At 62.8% G+C, this 16,987-nt stretch carries 23 protein-coding genes and 1 tRNA gene; 8 read left to right on the top strand and 16 right to left on the bottom strand.

The window, feature by feature from the left end:
* The first annotated feature begins 59 nt into the window (after positions 1-59).
* The 3 genes from A9762_RS14850 to A9762_RS14840 all read left to right on the top strand — a co-directional run bounded on the left by A9762_RS14850 (position 60) and on the right by A9762_RS14840 (position 2,355).
* Positions 60-323: a hypothetical protein gene (locus tag A9762_RS14850; RefSeq protein ID WP_069342773.1), complete on the top strand. Its 264-nt coding sequence runs from the start codon at positions 60-62 to the stop codon at positions 321-323.
* Positions 320-1,312 carry a hypothetical protein gene (locus A9762_RS14845; RefSeq protein WP_139133238.1) on the top strand — a complete coding sequence of 331 codons (993 nt, stop codon included), beginning with the start codon at positions 320-322 and terminating at the stop codon, positions 1,310-1,312. Before A9762_RS14850 ends, A9762_RS14845 begins: the two co-directional genes overlap by 4 nt.
* A 149-nt stretch (positions 1,313-1,461) precedes the next feature.
* Positions 1,462-2,355 carry a DMT family transporter gene (locus A9762_RS14840; RefSeq protein WP_069342771.1) on the top strand — a complete coding sequence of 298 codons (894 nt, stop codon included), beginning with the start codon at positions 1,462-1,464 and terminating at the stop codon, positions 2,353-2,355.
* 107 nt (positions 2,356-2,462) lie between these two features.
* On the opposite strand, the gene A9762_RS14835 is transcribed toward A9762_RS14840, so the two are convergent.
* The 6 genes from A9762_RS14835 to A9762_RS14805 all read right to left on the bottom strand — a co-directional run bounded on the left by A9762_RS14835 (position 2,463) and on the right by A9762_RS14805 (position 7,723).
* Positions 2,463-3,290 (bottom strand): DUF4088 family protein, encoded by an 828-nt coding sequence (locus A9762_RS14835; protein WP_069342770.1) that lies wholly within the window; start codon positions 3,288-3,290, stop codon positions 2,463-2,465.
* Between the two features lie 475 nt (positions 3,291-3,765).
* Complete coding sequence (gene egtD, locus A9762_RS14825) at positions 3,766-4,764, bottom strand: L-histidine N(alpha)-methyltransferase (protein WP_069342768.1); 999 nt, start codon at positions 4,762-4,764, stop codon at positions 3,766-3,768.
* Positions 4,764-6,125, bottom strand: coding sequence for an ergothioneine biosynthesis protein EgtB (gene egtB, locus A9762_RS14820; RefSeq protein WP_083253934.1), 1,362 nt, complete (start codon positions 6,123-6,125; stop codon positions 4,764-4,766). The genes egtD and egtB overlap by 1 nt, the downstream gene beginning before the upstream one ends.
* A gap of 161 nt (positions 6,126-6,286) precedes the next feature.
* Positions 6,287-6,811, bottom strand: coding sequence for a chromate transporter (locus A9762_RS14815; RefSeq protein ID WP_069342767.1), 525 nt, complete (start codon positions 6,809-6,811; stop codon positions 6,287-6,289).
* Between the two features lie 22 nt (positions 6,812-6,833).
* On the bottom strand, positions 6,834-7,517 hold the full coding sequence (locus tag A9762_RS14810; RefSeq protein ID WP_083253933.1) for a chromate transporter: 684 nt from the start codon (positions 7,515-7,517) through the stop codon (positions 6,834-6,836).
* Positions 7,514-7,723, bottom strand: a complete 210-nt coding sequence (locus tag A9762_RS14805) for a hypothetical protein (protein WP_139133237.1) — start codon at positions 7,721-7,723, stop codon at positions 7,514-7,516. Before A9762_RS14805 ends, A9762_RS14810 begins: the two co-directional genes overlap by 4 nt.
* A gap of 93 nt (positions 7,724-7,816) precedes the next feature.
* Between A9762_RS14805 and A9762_RS14800 the strand changes: the two genes are divergently transcribed.
* A tRNA-Leu gene (locus A9762_RS14800) sits at positions 7,817-7,901 on the top strand.
* 173 nt (positions 7,902-8,074) lie between these two features.
* Entirely contained in the window at positions 8,075-9,112 is a 1,038-nt protein-coding gene (locus A9762_RS14795; RefSeq protein ID WP_069342764.1) for a site-specific integrase, read from the top strand.
* Here the strand turns inward: A9762_RS14795 and A9762_RS14790 are convergent.
* From A9762_RS14790 to A9762_RS14745, 9 genes are all read right to left on the bottom strand, one after another.
* The gene (locus tag A9762_RS14790; protein WP_240493571.1) at positions 9,097-9,423 is read right to left on the bottom strand and encodes an AlpA family transcriptional regulator; all 327 of its coding nucleotides are present in this window, start codon (positions 9,421-9,423) and stop codon (positions 9,097-9,099) included. The two genes, A9762_RS14795 and A9762_RS14790, sit on opposite strands and share 16 nt — an antisense overlap.
* Positions 9,420-9,692, bottom strand: coding sequence for a hypothetical protein (locus tag A9762_RS14785; RefSeq protein WP_240493570.1), 273 nt, complete (start codon positions 9,690-9,692; stop codon positions 9,420-9,422). Before A9762_RS14785 ends, A9762_RS14790 begins: the two co-directional genes overlap by 4 nt.
* Positions 9,692-9,895, bottom strand: a complete 204-nt coding sequence (locus A9762_RS14780) for a hypothetical protein (RefSeq protein ID WP_069342762.1) — start codon at positions 9,893-9,895, stop codon at positions 9,692-9,694. The genes A9762_RS14785 and A9762_RS14780 overlap by 1 nt, the downstream gene beginning before the upstream one ends.
* Complete coding sequence (locus tag A9762_RS14775) at positions 9,892-10,125, bottom strand: hypothetical protein (protein WP_170836244.1); 234 nt, start codon at positions 10,123-10,125, stop codon at positions 9,892-9,894. The genes A9762_RS14780 and A9762_RS14775 overlap by 4 nt, the downstream gene beginning before the upstream one ends.
* Complete coding sequence (locus A9762_RS29090) at positions 10,122-11,366, bottom strand: hypothetical protein (RefSeq protein WP_069342760.1); 1,245 nt, start codon at positions 11,364-11,366, stop codon at positions 10,122-10,124. Before A9762_RS29090 ends, A9762_RS14775 begins: the two co-directional genes overlap by 4 nt.
* Complete coding sequence (locus A9762_RS14765) at positions 11,366-12,649, bottom strand: hypothetical protein (protein ID WP_069342759.1); 1,284 nt, start codon at positions 12,647-12,649, stop codon at positions 11,366-11,368. Before A9762_RS14765 ends, A9762_RS29090 begins: the two co-directional genes overlap by 1 nt.
* Positions 12,646-13,038, bottom strand: coding sequence for a beta-hexosaminidase (locus A9762_RS14760; protein ID WP_139133236.1), 393 nt, complete (start codon positions 13,036-13,038; stop codon positions 12,646-12,648). Before A9762_RS14760 ends, A9762_RS14765 begins: the two co-directional genes overlap by 4 nt.
* Before the next feature lie 206 nt (positions 13,039-13,244).
* Positions 13,245-13,466 (bottom strand): hypothetical protein, encoded by a 222-nt coding sequence (locus A9762_RS14755; protein WP_069342757.1) that lies wholly within the window; start codon positions 13,464-13,466, stop codon positions 13,245-13,247.
* A gap of 868 nt (positions 13,467-14,334) precedes the next feature.
* Positions 14,335-14,940 (bottom strand): hypothetical protein, encoded by a 606-nt coding sequence (locus tag A9762_RS14745; protein ID WP_083253932.1) that lies wholly within the window; start codon positions 14,938-14,940, stop codon positions 14,335-14,337.
* Between the two features lie 376 nt (positions 14,941-15,316).
* On the opposite strand from A9762_RS14745, the gene A9762_RS14735 reads away from it, so the two are divergent.
* Entirely contained in the window at positions 15,317-15,631 is a 315-nt protein-coding gene (locus A9762_RS14735; RefSeq protein ID WP_139133235.1) for a hypothetical protein, read from the top strand.
* A gap of 11 nt (positions 15,632-15,642) precedes the next feature.
* Here A9762_RS14735 and A9762_RS14730 read toward each other — a convergent pair whose 3' ends face one another.
* Positions 15,643-15,909, bottom strand: coding sequence for a hypothetical protein (locus A9762_RS14730; protein ID WP_069342753.1), 267 nt, complete (start codon positions 15,907-15,909; stop codon positions 15,643-15,645).
* A gap of 31 nt (positions 15,910-15,940) precedes the next feature.
* On the opposite strand from A9762_RS14730, the gene A9762_RS14725 reads away from it, so the two are divergent.
* Together A9762_RS14725 and A9762_RS14720 are read left to right on the top strand one after the other, a co-directional pair.
* Positions 15,941-16,483 (top strand): phage regulatory CII family protein, encoded by a 543-nt coding sequence (locus A9762_RS14725; RefSeq protein ID WP_139133234.1) that lies wholly within the window; start codon positions 15,941-15,943, stop codon positions 16,481-16,483.
* Positions 16,484-16,486: 3 nt separating this feature from the next.
* Positions 16,487-16,864, top strand: a complete 378-nt coding sequence (locus tag A9762_RS14720; protein ID WP_069342752.1) for a hypothetical protein — start codon at positions 16,487-16,489, stop codon at positions 16,862-16,864.
* The last annotated feature ends 123 nt before the right edge of the window (positions 16,865-16,987 follow it).

Here is a 16,987-nt window from a genome sequence, read left to right as displayed (position 1 = left end):
CAGTCGTTCAACAGCCGACAGGAGTCGACATGTCGTCCCATTCGTCAAATCCATCGCCTATGCCCTTTCCGTTTCTCCCCGTCGTTCTGGATGCACCGAAGGCGGCGCCCGCACGCGGGACGCCGTCCTCGCCGGAAGCCGCCGACGTGTCACGCCATGCCAGTGCGGGACGTGGCAAACCACGCAACAGTCGGCGCGGCGGTGTGGCGGAGGCCGCGCAACCGCCGGGGATGGATGCCGCCGCGCGCGAGGCGTTGCGCATCGAAGTGGTGCGCAGTGTCTCGCCCGAATGTCTGACCGTGCTGGGAGCCATCGTCCGATGAGTGTTGCATCCGTCATGTGTGGTGCCGCTGAGGCAGGGGGCAAGTCGACGGTATCGGAGGCGTCGTGCGCGTCGGCCGGTACTGCCGTTTGGGTGATCGCGTCGCCGCATGCGCAATGGACGTGTGCGCCGGACGCGGTGACCGTCTCGTCTCACGAAGTGTCGTGCACGTTGCACGATGCCCCCGCCGATACCGCCCTGTGGCTGGAGCGCGTGAAACACGGTGTACTGCTCGCCGAAGCGCCGATGCCCGGCACGTGGCTGGCGACGCTCGTCGACGAAGCGCTGGTGCATGTCTTGCCCGCGACGCGTCGCGACATCGTGCCGGCGTTCGGCCGGATTTGCGACGACTGGGTGCGAGGCATCTTCGCGGCGCCGTTCTGGGCGCGCTTTCTCGCCGGCGAGTCGAGCGACATTCAGGTGCTGGCGTTTCTCGCGCAGCTCTACCATCGCGCAGCGGGGGCCGACGTCCACAACCGCATTGCCGTCGAGCGTTGCACGGACACCGCACTGCGGCCGCTGCTGTTGCGTCAGTATCGCGAGCAGCGCGGGCAATCGACGATGCTCGCGGCCGGGTTGCTGCGATGCGGTCCCGCTGCACGGACGTTTCTGGACAGCGGCGCATTCGACGCGACGCACGCGCTCATCGACTTCATCATCGGCGCGGCGGGCGACATGCCGGCCTATGTCGGTTGCTGTGCGCTGTGTCAGGCGCCGTCGACCATACGGGCAGCCAGCGAGATCGAAGCGCAGTTCGACGCGCTCGCACAGCGATATCCGTCGGCGGCAGATGGCTTCGCCGCCGTGTGCGCGCATGCCCGGCACGACGCGAGCGTTTGCGGCGGCACGGCGCTGCTGTCGCAATGGGTCGAGGACGCGGGCGAGCCGGACGTGCCGTCGCGCTTGCGGATGCTGCGTGGGGCATATGGGGTGGCGGCGGCTTATCGCGTGATGTTCGACGCGTTGTATCGGCTCGACGAAGCGATGTGACGCTTGCGCGTTCACGCTGGTCAGTGAGCGGTGGCGAGTGATGGTGGGTAGTCGCGAGCAATTCATGCCCCCGAATGGGGCATGTGACTCGTATAATGGCGTCCCAACGGCGGGGGCGGTTGCGGCTCTGCGCCGTCCGCCCCCTGACCATGACAACCCAACTCGCCTACCTCGCCGCGCTCGGTGCCGCCCTCTGCTGGGCTTGCAGCGGCATGATCGCCATCACGCCTGTCCGTCAGGCCGGTTCGTTCCCCTTCAATTACGCCCGGATGTTGCTGGTGTTCGCGATGCTGCTGTTTGCGCTCGCGGTGCTGCGCGGCTGGCCGTCGCTCACGTTGGAGCAATGGCTGCGACTCACGGCGTCGGGGCTGATCGGCATTCTCGTCGGGGACACGATTCTTTACACGTCGCTCGGCCGGCTCGGGCCGCGACGTAACTCCATCGTCTTCGCGACCAACGCTCCGATGACGGCCGTGCTCGGCTATTTCTGGCTGGGCGAGGCGCTTGGATGGCGGGCGGTGGTCGGTGTGGCGTTGGTGACGGCAGGCGTGGCGCTGGCGATCGCGTTTGGTGGTCGTCGCGAAGATGCCCATCACTGGGAGTCGGTGCGAGGCGACGTGCGAGTGGGCGTCGCCATCGGCCTGACGGCGGCGCTGTGTCACTCCATCGGCACATTGATCGCCAAGCCGGTCATGGCGGCGGGGGTGGACCCGGTTGGGGCGTCCGCGGTGCGCGTGGGTGTGTCGGCGCTGGGGCTGACGATCATTGCGGCACGTCGCGGTCGCGCGATCTTCTCCGCGTTCACGCCGGGAACGCTCGCACTCACGGCGGCGTCCGGCTTCGTCGGCGTGGCCGTCGGCATGACGTTGCTGCTGTACGGCATGGGGCACGGCAATACGGGGGTGATCGCAACGCTCTCGGCCACCACGCCGGTGATGGTGCTGCCGCTGCTGTGGATTCGCACCCGGCAGCGTCCGGCGGCGGGTGCGTGGTGGGGCGCGCTGATCGCGAGCGCCGGTGTGGCGCTGATCTTCAATCGGTGAGATCGGCCGCGCGTTGTGATGGGCGTCATCGCAGCGCAGTGCCTTGATGGGACGCCCACCCCTCATCGACCTCCGGCGGGCGCGATACGCCTGCCGCCGTCCGGCGATTAGCGAGCGACGGGCGTTTGCAGCGGCTCTGCGTTCTGATGCGGGACTTCGGTGCCGAGCGTGGGCACCTGAACTTCCGGGGCCGGCGTGGCGCGCGGGATGCTCGGCGTGAGCAGGCGTCGCAACCAGGCGGCGAGGCGCTCGAAGATGCCGGGATCGTCGTTGAACAGTTCGGGACGCAGCACGCCCAGATACTCAAGAATCTGATCGGCTTCCTGAGCGCCGACCGAACCGTAAATGACGGCGAGGTCGAGCAGCGCGCGCAATTCACCGAGCTTTTCCCGGGCCAGCAGTGTGCGGGCGGTTTCCACGCTGCGCTTCGCTTCGAATACGCGCTCGCGCAGCACCGAAGCGGTGCGCCATGCCGGCGTCTGCAAGGTCGCTTCCAGCGTGCGCAGGTCCTGCGCCGAAGTCACGATCTGCCCGGCGAGCGACTCCACGATACGTTCTTCCCCCTTCGCTTCACGCACGATCCCTTCGGCCCAGCGGCTGGCCTGACGCGCCATGTCTTCACGCGACCATTCCGGGCGCGATACGAAGTAGAACCCATGCTGACGCGCCTGATTCAGGATGATCGAGACGACATCCGGAAACTGCTTGTCGAAGGTGCGCTTGGCCCACGCGTAGTGCCCCCCGGCGAGCAACTGCGCCACGGCGGCTTCCGTGAGCGGCACGGTGCTGTCGAGCAGGCGGGCGCGCAGGAAGTCGTCGAACGACGGGGGCGTGAAATGACGATCGACGGCGGACGAGATGCGCACGAAGGCGTCGAAGTCCTTTTGCAGATCGGCGAGTGCGGTGTCGGAGAGGGTGAGGGCGACGCGACTCATCGGCACGACTCCTGCGTCGCGATCGCCATGATCGTCGCGCTTTCGTCGGCAACGGCGATGCGCGCGCGTTGCACGAGCGAAGTCGTGCCGGGCGGCCCGGCGTCCGTATGAGTGCATCGAGCCACAGGCGCTGCCGCCGAAGCTCGTGCCACGTGCATCCCCATTGCGCGTGAAGTCATGTGCAGCGATTCGTATAAACGGTGCGCTGCGGTCGTGGCCGTGCGCTGTGAGATGGTCTGCGTCGCACGGAATTGGTGATTCGCGTTGCGCGCAGCATGAGTCTGCATGCATCAACGGCAAAACGATGCAAAAACTTTAGCGTCCGGCGCACATTTTCTTTCAACGCCTTGTGGAGGCGGCGTCTGGTCGTGTCCGATATGTGAGGAGGATGACATCGGGTGTCCGGTGTCATCCTCGTGGGGCGGGGATTTCGATGGCGTTCGGCGCTCTGACGAGCGCGTCGGCTCAGCGGGAATTAGTCGCTGACGGGGCGTAGCAGGTAGACGGCGAAGCGTGAGCGGGCGTCGAGCCAGACGCGTTCGATATCCCAGCCCGCAGAGTTCGCCAGTGCGCGAAACTCCGTCTGTCCATATTTGTAGGAGTTCTCAGTATGGATGGACTCGCCCGCGGTGAAGCGCAAGGGCTTGCCTAGCACCGTTGCCGTGAAGGGACGCTGCGCGACCAGATGCATTTCGATGCGGCTCGCCCCGGCGTTGAAGCGGGCTTCGTGACGGAAGGCATCGAGCGGCAGGTTGCCGTCGAGTTCGCGGTTGATGCGCACGAGCACGTTCAGATCGAACTGCGCCGTCACACCGCGCGCGTCGTCGTAGGCGGGCAGCAGCACGGCGGGGTCCTTGCAGGCGTCGACACCGACGACCATGCGGCGTCGCGGGCCGAGCATCTTGCCCACGTGCGCGAGGAACGCGGCGGCTTGCGCGGGTGCGAAGTTGCCGATGGTCGACCCGGGGAAGAAGCCTAATCGTGGACCTTGTGGACCTTGCGTGTTCTGCAACTGCGGCGGCAGATGGAACGGACGCGTGAAGTCCGCCCGTACCGGCAGCATCGGAATGCCCGGGCAGCGGCGTGCGAGCGTGGCGACGGCATCGTCGAGAAACTCGTCTGCGATGTCGACGGGCACGTAGGCCCGTGGCGTGACGAGTGCGTCGAGCAGCAGCGGGGTCTTGCGACTGGAGCCGCTGCCGAACTCGACGACGACGGCGTCGGGCCCGATCACATCTGCGATGGCGGCGGCGCATTCCCCGAGCAGGGCCGTTTCGGTGCGCGTCTGATAGTACTCGTCGAGTCCCGTGATCTCCTCGAAGAGTTCACTGCCGCGCTGGTCGTAGAGCCAGACGCTCGGCAGGGTCTTCGGGGTATGGCCGAGGCCGGTGAGCACGTCGGTGGCGAAGGCGTTCTCCGGCAGCGACGGGCAGACGAACGCTGCGGCTTGATTGGATTGCGTGGCTTGCAACATCAACGGTCCTCCGCGAGCCTCAGGCCGCAGAACTGCCAGCGCTGATGCGGGTAGAAGAAGTTACGGTACGTGGCGCGTGCGTGTCCCGGCGGCGTGGCGAGCGAGCCGCCGCGCAGCACGAACTGTCCGCACATGAATTTGCCGTTGTACTCGCCGACGGCCCCCGATGCCGTCCGGAATCCCGGGTAGGCGACGTACGGGCTTGCCGTCCATTGCCATACGGGGCCAAAGCGTTGCTCCATCGTTGGTTGCGCGGGCGACGAGACGTTGGCCGCCACCTCCCATTCCTGTTCTGTCGGCAGACGCTTGCCGGCCCAGCGCGCGAAGGCGTCGGCTTCGAAGTAGCTGACGTGTTGCAGGGGCGCGTCGTCGTCGACAGGTTGCATGCCCGCGAGTGTCATCGATTGCCATTCGCCCTGATGCAGTTCCCAGTACAGCGGGTGGCCCCAGCCTTCGCGTTGCACCGTCGCCCAGCCATCCGAGAGCCAGAGTCCTGCCATGCGGTAACCGCCGTCTTCGATGAACGCACGCCATTCGCCGTTCGTCACCACGCGCGAGGCGATGGCGAAGGGACGCAGCAGCACGTCATGCGCCGGGGTTTCGCAATCGAAGGCGAACGCGCCGCCTGTGTGGCTGGCGTCGCCCGGATGCCCGATGCGATGCTGCCCGCCGTCGTGTTCGATCCACTGCAACGGGGCCGCGGCGTGTAATACGGTGGATGGCTCCCGATGTGCGGGCCGCAGCGGGTTCTGCGCGAACAGGTGCAGCAGATCGGTGTGCATCAGCTCCTGATGCTGCTCTTCGTGATGCAGGCCGAGGGTGACGAGCGCGACGGTCTCAGGCGCGAGGTCGGCATGCAGCAGGCGCTCGTGCATCGCGGCGTCGACGTGGCGGCGATAGGCCAGTACTTCGTCGAGCGTGGGGCGGGAGAGCAGTCCGCGCTGGGGGCGCGGATGACGCGGCCCGGCGGCTTCGTAATACGAGTTGAAGAGGTAGGCGAAGCGGGGATCGTAAGGGCGATAGCGTCCGCTGGCCGAGGTGTTGGCTTCTGCGAGCAAGAACGTCTCGAAAAACCAGGTGGTGTGAGCAAGGTGCCACTTGATGGGGCTGGCGTCCGGCATCGATTGCACAGTGGCGTCGGCGTCCGACAGGCCCTGTGCGAAAGCGACGGATGCGGCGCGCACGACGTCGAAGCGGTCATGCAGGGTCGCGGGCGGCGCTAATGCGTGCTGAGGTGCGTGTGTTGATGGATGCGTTGATGCGAGCGTCGACGGGCCGTCGCGTGCGGTCCGCGAGCGGGTGACGTTGGGTGAGGTGCCAGAGGGCGCCTCGGCTTGCGACGTACAACAGGGGACGGTCATGGGGATTCCCGGGGGACACACCGTGTTGTGAAACGTGTTGCCTATTGTAGACCCGTTGTCCGGGCGTCATACACCCCCAGTGTGGGGCCACTGTGTGACGGTTCGTAACGAGGGTTGACGGGGCGTTGAAGGCGCGTTGACGGAGGGGGGCGCGGACCGCCTTACATCAGCCAGCCGGTGAGGCCGAGCAGGCTACCCCCGGCGATCAGCCAGAGGGGGTTCCAGCGGGTGCGCAGCGTAACGACGACCGCGATCAGCGTCACGATGCCGCGTGCGACGTTGATATCGACCTCCCGCGCGAGCAGGGCGCTGCTGGCGGCGAGCAGGCCGACGGTGATGGGCGCGAGGCCGGCGCGCACGGCCCGCACCCAAGGCGAGCGCTCGTGCCGGTCGACCCATCCGCCGACCAGATAGGCGAGTAGCGAACTCGGGGCGCACTTGGCGAGCGTGGCGGTGAAGGCGCCGGGCAGCCCGGCGGCCTGAAGCCCGATCAGGGTGACGGCCATGCCGTTGGGGCCGGGGGCGGCCTGGGCGAGCGAGAAGAAGGTGACGAACTGCGCGTCGGTAATCCAGTGACGCGTCTCGACGGCGTAACGGTGGATATCGGCGAGGGTGACGTTGGTGCCGCCGACCGCGAGCAGCGACCAGAGCGAGCCGTGCAGAAAGAGATCGATGAGTGTGTGCATGGGCGACGTCGTCTTCTCGTCCTTATTGACCCTTCTCCCCGGTCTTGCCGTTCTGGCCGCTTTGACCTTGAGGATCGTGACCATCTCGCGGCTGCGACCGGCCACGCCGGTAGGCTGTGAGGATGGCGCAGGGGCCGAGAACGCCGAGCACGAGCAGCAGCGGGAGTCCGAAAACGAAACTACCGACGAAGGTGGCCGCGGCAAAACCGAGTGTCGTCCAGTGGCGTTCCAGTCCGCCGAGCAGACGCACCGATGTGGCGATGACCAGCCCGGTGGCGGCGGGCATCAGCCCGGAGAGCAGGTGCTGGACGAGCGGTGTTTGCCCCCATTGGGCGTAGGCGTAGCCAATCAGGATGATGACGACCGTCGGACAGAAATAGAGGCCGGCGACGGCGGATGCGGCACCGCGAGGGCCACGGAATCGGCGTCCGAGGACGGTAGCGATATTGGCGACGTTGGGGCCGGGCAGGAGTTGCGCGAGGGGGAGCAATTCGGCGAATTCCCGGTCGGTGAGCCAGCGCCGCTGGTCGACTACCATCCGTCGCGCCCAGGGCAGGACGCCGCCGAAGCCGGTGGCGCCAATGGTGCCGAAGGCGAGGGCGAGGTCCCAGCAGGTGGGTGGCTCGGTGGGGTTTGGGGTAACGGTGTCTGGCGCAGGCGACTCGGGGGAGGAGGCGTCTGAAGTATCGGAGGCGAGGAATGTCACGATTGCCCGTTGCCGGAGGGGTTATGCCCGTGGAGTTCGTGTTCGAGGCGGACGACTTCCTGCGCGACGAGTGCGATGGCGTTACGGATTTCCATGAGCGCGGTGTAGAGGGCTTGCGCGTTCTGGGGGGAATGCATGGCGACGTCGCGGGCAGCGGTTTCGATGGCGTCGAGCGACAGGGCGATGCGGTCGAGATTCTCCAGCATGGGATCGATCTCCGTTGACGCGCACAGTGCGTGCATACCCCCATGATACCCAACTGACGTATCTCGGTGGGGGATGTTAGAATGCGTGCCCTTGCCGGGGTGATGAAATTGGTAAACATAGCGGACTTAAAATCCGCCGCCTTAGGGCTTGCCGGTTCAAGTCCGGTCCCCGGCACCACTAGGGCTTTAAGCCTTATCAAGCTAAACGCAGTAAACCCTATTATTTCAAGGGTTTGCGTGATATCTTCGCTTCCCGAAGCGGTGCCAGAACGTAGCCAGAAATAGCTATTTTCGCTACTCAGTGCACCGGATTTGCACCGGAATTTGCACCGGATTTTGCACCGGGAAAACATGGCGACATACATCAAGCGAGACGGCGGTTGGCAAGCGCAGGTGCGCCTCAAGGGCGTTAGCATTTCGAAGCGATTCGTTAGTAAGGCTGACGCCGTTGCATGGGCCACGCGCACCGAACATGACATCAACGTCGGCAAGATCACGCCCGGCACAAAGCACACCCTCGCGGATGCATTCCGTGAGTATGAAAAGCGGGTCTCGCCGACGAAGCGGTCGGGGCGTTGGGAGGCAATTCGCTTTGCCGCGTTCGTGCGAGACTTTCCCGAGCTGGCCGCGAAGAACATCGCCGAGGTGACGCCTGACGATATGGGGCGTTGGCGAGATGCCCGACTCGCGGGCGACTTAGCTGCCAAGCGTCCTCCCGTAGGTAACGCGACCGTGCTGCGCGATATCAACCTGTATTCGCACGTGTTCACGACTGCACGTGATGAGTGGCGCTGGATACGTGAAAGTCCAATAACCGGCATGCGTCGGCCGACAGAGCCGCAACCGCGCACCCGCCGCGTCAGTGATGACGAAGTGGCGCGGTTGCTGCGGCAGCTCGGCTACCTTAAAGACGAGACGCCGACGACTCGCTCGGCACGGGTGGCGGCAATGTTTGTCTTCGCCATCGAGACCGCCATGCGTGCCGGTGAAATCACGGCGCTGCGGTGGGACGAGATCAATTTCGAAAAGCGGTACGCGCACATTCCGAAGACAAAGACTGACGTCGCACGTAGCGTGCCGTTGTCGAAGCGAGCGCTCGAAGTTCTTGAGCAGCTACGGCCACTCGAAGGGGATTTTGAGGGGAGGGTGTTCGGTGTCGAGGCACCGTCGCGCGACGCGCTGTTTCGAAAAGCGAAAAAAGCTGCTTTGCTCGAAGACCTACACTTTCACGATGCGCGGCGCGAAGCGCTCACGCGGCTCTCGAAGGTGTTCGGGGTCATGGAGTTGGCGAAGGTCAGCGGGCACCGGGACTTGTCGATATTGCAGACTGTGTACTACGCCCCGCACGCCGCCGACCTTGCTGAAAAGCTACATCAGGCCGCTACGTGAGACTCTGCCCATTCGACTACGTCTTTTGAGCGCCAGAGCGGGCGTGCCCGCTCGGTGCTCGTGACCTTGCCGGACGGGATTCGGATCGGGCGGGGAAAGCCGTCCATCGTCACAATCCATTGTCGCGTGTGTTGCTCGCTGCGGTGCAGGTATGAGGCAATCGTCGCAATGTCCCACAGCGCCACGGAATGAGGTACTGTCGGGGCGATGTGCTGAGCAAGCGCCTGAGCTATCCGGGCAATGAAGTCCGAATCACTCGCCGGCTGAATTTCGCCGCCGCTCGCCTGGCTGTTCGTGTGAGCGATGCTCATGGTGTCACCCCTTCCATATCCGCGACAGCATCCATTTCCGCTGCGGTGACGAATGTCGTCCGTGTAGTGCCGGGCACCTGCATGCAAAGTGTTCCCTTTCTCGGCCCAGACTTTGCTTCACGGAAAACTGCGCCGGAGATCTGCATCACTTCACGGCTCTTTCCGTCGCCAAGCCAGCCCGCACTGAAAAGACGGAAGTTTTGTTCCACGGGCGCGAGCTTTTCCAGCGCCACTTTGCCGAAAGGCATTTTTGCGAAGATGTCTTCCATCATTCCCCCTTGGTCTGACTGGCGGCGATGGACCGGGCCAACTCGCGGGCTTCCGTTCTGCACTCAATCACTCGCCCGTCGAAGGTGCGCACGAATGATCGAATGTCGTGCCATTGGGACGGTGCTCCTGCTTCGGTGACGCTTGCTATTGCGAGGGGTGACAGGAACATCGAGCGGCCGTCGATATCTGTAATTTCGATCATTTCAGATCTCCCTTCGCTCGGCTTGTGACAATGGCGGCGTCCTGTGCTTTGAGCAACCGCTGCATTTCCTTGTTGCACATCTGGATCATTTTCAGGGCGACGGGCTGGCTGTCGTTCCGATACAAGCACCCACCCTCGAGAATGGCGACGATCACGCCGAACGTGTTCAGGTCGGTGTGGGCGTGCATAGCTTCGCGCACGTGCTCGGGAATTTTTGGAGCGGACATCACGCGTTCTCCTTCGCCTGACTGGCGGGAATGGTTGCACAGAACTCGAAGAAATCGCCGCCCGCGTTCATGTGACAAATGAGGTCGTTGTACTCTTTGCTGACGGCGCGAAGGCTTGCAATCTCCGCATCCCGCTTGTCCTCCCCGCTATCCGCCGATAGCGCGGTGCAGGCTTGCCAGCCTTCCCATGACGACTGAACGAAAGGGTTTGTGTAGGTGCCGTCAGTCTCGCGTTCCAAGCTGGTCCACTGCGCGCATGATTCGAATACCGCGCGGCCGATGTCGAGCGGCATCCAGCGGCGGTTTCCGAATTCATCGCAGAGCTTGTCGTCTTGTGACGTGAAAGTCACGATATCGACGGGAAGGGAGGCCTCCTTGCGTTCTGCCGAGCTGATCGGTTGCCCTGCGCCTTCGGTGCTTTTCTGTGCCACAACACCACGACGCACTAACTCGCGAGCGAAACCAACGCTGTCGAAGTCGTCAACGAGGGTTCCGGCAATCATCCGATGGCCTTTGAAGTCGTGAGCGAGAGACATGATTGCATCGCTCGTCATGGGGGCATCGGCTGAGATGGGTTGGTCGTGATGCCACAGGAACATCGCATACGTCGCGACGTCCATCGGGTCGCCTTTTTCGACGTGCTCGCGCAGCTCGTGACTCAGGACGTCAGCGCTAATTGCCTGCCATCCACCCCGGCCTTTAGCCCGGCTACGTGCGAGCTTCCGTTTCATCTCTGTGGCGAAGATATCGACGGCGGCGTCGTCCGCTTGTTGTGCGGTCATCGGTGTGGCCATGAGTGCTTGCAGCGCTTCCAGATCTGCTGGACTGCGCAACGTGATCGCGATCCCGGTCATATCCGGTTCCTTTGCTACGTCCATGCCCATCCATAACGGATCATATTGGGCGTTGCCGAACGCGCGGATAGCCTTCGTGAGCGGTGCCAGATCGGTGCGGGTGTCCGCACCGATGGCGTCCAGTTCGTCTAACACGCGTTGGAAGCTGTTCAGCGGCTGCTTGTGCATGGTGGTGGTCTCTGGCTTGGCGGGCCGCGTAAGCGCCCCGCCTTCGTCAATCTGGAATTCGCGCCGCGCGAGCGGCGCATCGTCCATCTGGATAGATTCCCCGGACGCGAGCACGTCCCCGCCGAGGCTCGATGTGGGGTTGGTTTGGGGCGACTTGTCGTTTGCCCCCTTTGTCCGCTGACGCGGCAGCGGGAAGGGGGTAGAAATGGCCGGGCGAACCATCAGAGTTTCCCCAAGAGTGCGCGCACGGCGAGGTCTTCGAGCCATTCAACGGCCCGGGCGCTGTTCCTTGCGCCGCCATTACGAAGGTTGTCGGCCGCAGTGATAGCGCCAAGCGCGATAGCAATGGGGCGCGATTTGTACCGAGGACTTTGGCTTGACACGGGGCCACGTCGGCCTGATCCACCGAGGCTATAGGAGGCAGTCGCGTGCCAAGCATCCAACGATGCACGCGCGACACTGATATCCATCCAATCGCGGCCCCACTTCGGCGATTCGATGGTCTCGGTTGCTTCTGCGTTGAGCATGCCGTGCTCGTTAGCGGTCGCGATCCAACGTGTTTTATCCGCTTCGGTATCGAGCGTGCAGAGTGACGTAAGCGTCGTCATGATCTCGACGTAGCCCGGCGAGTCTTCGCAAAAGTCGTCATCGTTGTACGCAGCGACTGCTGCGAACAAAAGTTGCTTTGCGAGGCGGTCAGGGATTGCGATGGGGCCTGCTTTCGCTTTCGTAGATGCCTGCTTTGCGGGTTTACCCTTCGGGAGCGTAGGCAGGTCGAGATTCTTCTGTGTGACCTTGGTGCGGCCATCCTTGGTAGCGACCGACAGGGCTTTCTCGATGACGTCTAGCGCCTTGTCCGCCCCGACGTCGCGGATTGTCTTGATTGCCAGCGTCGACGTCACCTTGCTCTCGCGGATGAGGTCGTGGAGATCTGCCGGAGCGCCGAGCAACAGCATCACGTCACGGAATGTCTGGCTGGTGATGGCGAGATGCGTGCAGATCTCGGCTTGCGTCATGCCTTCGCGTTGCAGCTCCGCGATGTTCTCGGCGAGCTGAAGGGGTGTGATGTGCACGCCACCGTTCGCGTTGATGCCGCGAATGATGAGCTTCTTACGGTCGACCTGCTGTGCCGGATACAGGACGAGAGGGATCACGTCGAAAGCGAGCTTTTCATCTGCCCACGTCGCCAACTGGATTGCTCGACGTGCTGCAAAAAATCGATGCTGCCCCTCGTGAATGTAGATGCGATTCTCGCCGTCGACGTTGCGCACGAAGCCGCCGATGGGCTTCGATTTGTCATAGCCGTTTGCGAGCATCTTCTGCGCCAGCGATTCAACCTCGGCCATATCCAGCGGGCGAACGTTGTCGCGGGCATCGTGGTGGCACTTGGTAGGGTCCACAAGCCAAAGGTCGTCGGACCTGCCGCCTGCGGTGCTGATCGCCTTCTTGATGTTGCCCGTAACGATCGGCTCGGCAACCAGATCGGTTTGACGTTCGTCGATCATGCTGCCTCCTGCGCGGTGCCAGAGTTAGCGGCTTTGCGCTTGGCGCGGGTAGCTCGTGCCTTCGCATCGCTCGCGGCGGCTTTGGACTTGATGGCGGCTTGCTTGGCTGCATGGACTGCATTCAGTGCGCGGTGCCGTTTCAGTGCGGCGTCGCAATCCGATTTGCTCGGCTGCGAGACTTGCGTGCCGACGATCTCGCCGTTAAGGGAGATGGTGTAGATCGGCAGGGGCATGCCCGGGCGACGTGCGCCGCGTACGACGTATTTCCCGACGTTGGTCGGGCCGGTCGGGCGTTGCTGGATCGGGTCATAAGTCGCGAACGTCATCAGGCTAAGCGTATGGTTTCGCACGTCACGGTCGGGGCCGGGAAGGGTGAAGGGCTTCGGCATGTTGGGTCACTCGTCGGTGTCACCGGCCGCTCGTCGTTTGAGGTCCGGTGTGGTGTCTTGACGTTGCTCGCGACGCTGGCGGATCTCCGCGCAGTTCGCGAGGCATATTCGAATTCTTGGGTTCGTGATCGCCACCGAGGGCGGGCCGATGCATCGCAGCAGACGAAATTCGCGTGCGAGATCCGCGTCAGTGATTTTGGGGCGCGTCATTGGCTGGCCCTTGTGTCGTACAAGTTGCCCATGCCAGCGGCATCAGCGAGCGCGTGTGCGGCGCGGGGGTGGTTGCATTCAAGTACCCCGCAAAGCCCTGCGATAAAAAGATCGGCGTTTCGTGCACGCTCGTCGTCGTCGATCTCGAGGAGGCTCTTTGAGCGCTCGCAGGCATCGATGAACGCCTTTTCTGTGAGTTGGGGTTTGCGCTCTTTCATGGGCCGCCCCGTCATGCGAAGCGGCGGACAGGCCGCGCGAATCGCTGGCAGTCCACGTCGCAGAGCGTCCGGCGCATGTTCGTTGCGCGCCCGGCGGCGGGTTTCGTGTGTTCGTACGTCGGCAAGCTGCTGGCGTAGACGATTGCCGCCGCGATGGCAGCGAGGCAGATAAGGACGGTGCGGCGCGGACGCGCAAAGTCACTTTTCCGGCCGGTGGTGAATCCGGCAGGCACGGGTTCGGGAAGGTGCTGCATACCCCGAATCCATGCCTGTCGCCGCTCGATGTTGTGATCGCGAAGACAATCCATGTGGATCTCCGGTTGCTGGCTCACGGGTGCGAGTCAATGCGCCGGAGTATCCAGTACTGGAATATTGTTTGTCAATCCAGTTCTGGAATTCTTTTTGCGGATTGCGGGGCTAACCGCAGCAATGTGAGGTGCTCAACTATTCAGGTTTGGAAGGGCGAAGCCGTGGGCGGAGGGCGAATAGCCGTGCGGAAGTCGCGCCAGCAGCGAGGAGCATAACCACGTCGAGCCATGCTCGTTCGTTGATAAATGTCGCGGTAGCCAGGGCCGTGAGCAGGGTCGTGTATCCGAGGCGGCCGGCCCAAGGAGAAATCGTTCTCGGGCGTGCGTAGTTGCGCAGAGTTAGGCTTAAATCGTCGAGCGCGTTCGCTAGGCAGGGTGCAATCGGGCGTTCGACGCCGCGCGCCCACACGTCAACGGTCCCGTCTTCGCGGACGATGGCGAGCGCACTGGCAATTGGATTGGGTTTGGTGGTGTCTTGGGCGACGGTGACGAGGTGCTGTTGTATCGCCTTGTGCCGCGCGTTTCTCGTTGTTATGGGGTGATGGTGCAGTGAAACAACATTACTTGCGCCGCCGGAGTGTCTGGTCTCTTGTCGTGCTTTTGTCATGTGGATCAAGGCTTAACGAATCGTTGGATAATGGTCTACCAGCGATGCGCTTTGCGCTCTCTCGATCCTGCTTTGACGCGGCATGCGTGCTGTCGAACGCAGATATTTCCTCGGTCCCCGGGGCTACGTTCGGGGTTTGTGTTAGCAGAAATTCGGCGAAAGCCCCAAGTTTTTGCTGATCCTCGGCCGACAGAAGTGCCAACCTGCGGGGGTCAAGTGACGGCGGTAGTTCTACGGCTCCGCGTTCGGTTAGTAGTTGGCTGGGTGGGACGCCGATACCTTTCGCAAGCCCTTCCACGATGCTGAGCTGGGCATCGACTTGAGCGGCAAGCACGCGATTTACTGAGCTTTGAGCAATGCCGGAGCGCTTCGACAGCTTCACTTGCTTGTCGACGTGCGGCAATTCGCGCATGTAGTAACGCACGTTGGCGGCCAGAACTTCGCGGAGAGGTGTTTTGGTCATGACGGAAATGATGCCGCGCCTCTTGTTCCCGCGAAGGAAACCTAAGCTGGAATTTCCGTTTGCGGAAAATTCCAGAACTGGATAGAATTCGCGCATTACATCTCTCATTGGATATGTCCATGCGGATAAATCAAGAACCAATGCTGGTAGGGGTGCTGCGCAATCTGGACAAGAACAAAGGGTACCTCCCCGATGTTGCTCGGGGTTCGGGTGTCCCGTACCAGACCGTTACCAAGATTGCGTGCCGCCTCGTTCGCGATCCGCGCATTTCGACGATCCAAGCCTTGCACGATTACTTCGCGAGTCGCCCGGGCGCGCATGCGTTGCCCAGCGACGCGGCCTCGGCGAACTAACGGCCACTTCCGCATCTTCTTCTCTCCCTGTTGTGTTCTGACCTGAACTGTAGTGAGTTCCAGCGTCGGTAAACACGATGAAACGCTATCGCATCAAAGAACGGTCACAGGAGGCCAACATGCGTAAGACCTACGGACGTGTATTGCATTGGTTGATTGCCCCGGCATTGGAGTATGCGGGTATCGCACGTCTTCCCTGTGCGAAAGACATCGCTCGCGACGATCCATATGTGGCGTTGCTGCGCAAGGCGCTCAGTGGCCGCACCTCGAAGATCTCAGTGGTAGAGCTGCTGGACGACGTTCTTGAACTGCCCACATCACGCCGGTTGCCCTCAGAGATTCGCCGCGTGTCGCGCGCGATGTCGGTGCTTGGCTGGCGACGCGTGAGAGAGAGCGCTGCGGGTGGCGGCTGGGCGTACCAGCCGGGCCACTGACGTGCTGAAGGCTATTCGATTGATCCTTGGGCTGCCTTTCTTATCGTCTCGGGAATGGATAGCGCGTAACCGTACATCGTCGCTGCAATTTCATGACGTTCATGGTCACTGTACTCAGAGTGTCGCCCGTGAGGACTCGAAAGAATCCCGTCGCAGGCACTTTCGAGATTCGCCAAGAACTTTTCGGCGTCATCGAGCGAAGTGATGCACTGATTGATTAACGCAGCGACTACGCATTCCAGCGCCGCTACCTGAATTTTCAAGCTGTCATCTGCCATTTATGCGCTCTCCATTGGTGGACCCCAAATTATGGGGCAAGACGAGATCGCAAGAGGCCAAACTATGACTTACAAGTATCGGGAAACCGAACCTCTCGACGTACTCTACAACGCCATCCGGGCAACCCCCGGCGGCGTAACGGATGCCGCGAACTATTTGTCGGCCCGCCGCAGTCGCCAGATCTCTGCGGAGAATCTGCGGTTGCGACTTCGGAACGAAGGCGACAACCGCCTGAGCTTCGAAATGTTCGATTTGCTCATTGAGTGGCTGGAGGAGCGCGGCCGTCCGGATGCGCGCGACGCAATCGCGGCATTCGCGGCGCAACACGGAATGCGCGCGGTGCCGATGGCGCAGATATCCGGCGATCAATGTGTCTCGTCACTTGCACGAGATGCGCTAACGCTCGGCCAGCACTGTGGCGCAGTAGCGGCAGAAGTCGTCGCCGCTATCGACGACAAGCGCATCACGCTCGATGAGCAGGACGCGATAACCCGCGTCGTTCGGGATACGCAGGAAACGCTGGATGGGTTGCTTGCTCGCGTCAAGCACCTCGCCGCGCAGCACGGCGCGTAATCGATGCAGTTCGGCACCGGCTTCGTGTGCTGCAACAAGTACCGCGCAAAGGCGGGGCTTAGTTGCGATCTGGATGCGCAGCTCGAGTGCGCGTCCATCGAGTGTGCTCGTCTTGCCGCGCACGCTCCTGACCGACTCCATCACTTCCTGACCACTCTCTTGCCGGTGTTCCCGCCTGACGTCTTGCTCGTACAGGCTCGGCAGGGAGGGTACATCGATACGTTCATCGCTGCGGCGGCTTGCTATTGCGCAGTCCTTCGCACGCTCGATGAGCGTCGGGCCTTCTTCCATTTCCTTGCGGGCTATCTGAGTGCCGACCAGTCGGCACGCTTCAAGACGCTTCACGAAAGCGAATGGAAACGCCTGCGTAACAAAGTCTGACCGGGGGACATAAAGTGACTTTGCGATTGAAATCTCGGGGACGTAAGCGCCCCGCATTCCGTTGTGGTGGTGCCGTGGTGTCGAGCGCATTCGTCGCCGGTCGTGCGCGTTGGCGCAGGGCTG

This window comes from Pandoraea sp. ISTKB (assembly GCF_001721285.1).
Taxonomy (GTDB): Bacteria; Pseudomonadota; Gammaproteobacteria; order Burkholderiales; family Burkholderiaceae; genus Pandoraea; species Pandoraea capi.
This window is presented reverse-complemented; position numbering and strand designations above follow the sequence as displayed.

Bases quoted from the DNA above. Each gene is read 5' to 3' on its own strand.
- A9762_RS14765 (WP_069342759.1), bottom strand. From the start codon at position 12,649: ATGATCGACGAACGTCAAACCGATCTGGTTGCCGAGCCGATCGTTACG.
- A9762_RS14735 (WP_139133235.1), top strand. From the start codon at position 15,317: ATGCGTAAGACCTACGGACGTGTATTGCATTGGTTGATTGCCCCGGCA.
- A9762_RS14745 (WP_083253932.1), bottom strand. From the start codon at position 14,940: ATGCGCGAATTCTATCCAGTTCTGGAATTTTCCGCAAACGGAAATTCC.
- A9762_RS14725 (WP_139133234.1), top strand. From the start codon at position 15,941: ATGGGGCAAGACGAGATCGCAAGAGGCCAAACTATGACTTACAAGTAT.
- A9762_RS14840 (WP_069342771.1), top strand. From the start codon at position 1,462: ATGACAACCCAACTCGCCTACCTCGCCGCGCTCGGTGCCGCCCTCTGC.
- A9762_RS29090 (WP_069342760.1), bottom strand. From the start codon at position 11,366: ATGGTTCGCCCGGCCATTTCTACCCCCTTCCCGCTGCCGCGTCAGCGG.
- A9762_RS14760 (WP_139133236.1), bottom strand. From the start codon at position 13,038: ATGCCGAAGCCCTTCACCCTTCCCGGCCCCGACCGTGACGTGCGAAAC.
- A9762_RS14835 (WP_069342770.1), bottom strand. From the start codon at position 3,290: ATGAGTCGCGTCGCCCTCACCCTCTCCGACACCGCACTCGCCGATCTG.
- A9762_RS14850 (WP_069342773.1), top strand. From the start codon at position 60: ATGCCCTTTCCGTTTCTCCCCGTCGTTCTGGATGCACCGAAGGCGGCG.
- A9762_RS14795 (WP_069342764.1), top strand. From the start codon at position 8,075: ATGGCGACATACATCAAGCGAGACGGCGGTTGGCAAGCGCAGGTGCGC.
- A9762_RS14845 (WP_139133238.1), top strand. From the start codon at position 320: ATGAGTGTTGCATCCGTCATGTGTGGTGCCGCTGAGGCAGGGGGCAAG.
- A9762_RS14805 (WP_139133237.1), bottom strand. From the start codon at position 7,723: ATGCTGGAGAATCTCGACCGCATCGCCCTGTCGCTCGACGCCATCGAA.
- A9762_RS14720 (WP_069342752.1), top strand. From the start codon at position 16,487: ATGCAGTTCGGCACCGGCTTCGTGTGCTGCAACAAGTACCGCGCAAAG.
- egtD (WP_069342768.1), bottom strand. From the start codon at position 4,764: ATGTTGCAAGCCACGCAATCCAATCAAGCCGCAGCGTTCGTCTGCCCG.
- A9762_RS14730 (WP_069342753.1), bottom strand. From the start codon at position 15,909: ATGGCAGATGACAGCTTGAAAATTCAGGTAGCGGCGCTGGAATGCGTA.
- A9762_RS14815 (WP_069342767.1), bottom strand. From the start codon at position 6,811: ATGCACACACTCATCGATCTCTTTCTGCACGGCTCGCTCTGGTCGCTG.
- A9762_RS14755 (WP_069342757.1), bottom strand. From the start codon at position 13,466: ATGAAAGAGCGCAAACCCCAACTCACAGAAAAGGCGTTCATCGATGCC.
- A9762_RS14790 (WP_240493571.1), bottom strand. From the start codon at position 9,423: ATGAGCATCGCTCACACGAACAGCCAGGCGAGCGGCGGCGAAATTCAG.
- A9762_RS14780 (WP_069342762.1), bottom strand. From the start codon at position 9,895: ATGATCGAAATTACAGATATCGACGGCCGCTCGATGTTCCTGTCACCC.
- egtB (WP_083253934.1), bottom strand. From the start codon at position 6,125: ATGACCGTCCCCTGTTGTACGTCGCAAGCCGAGGCGCCCTCTGGCACC.
- A9762_RS14785 (WP_240493570.1), bottom strand. From the start codon at position 9,692: ATGGAAGACATCTTCGCAAAAATGCCTTTCGGCAAAGTGGCGCTGGAA.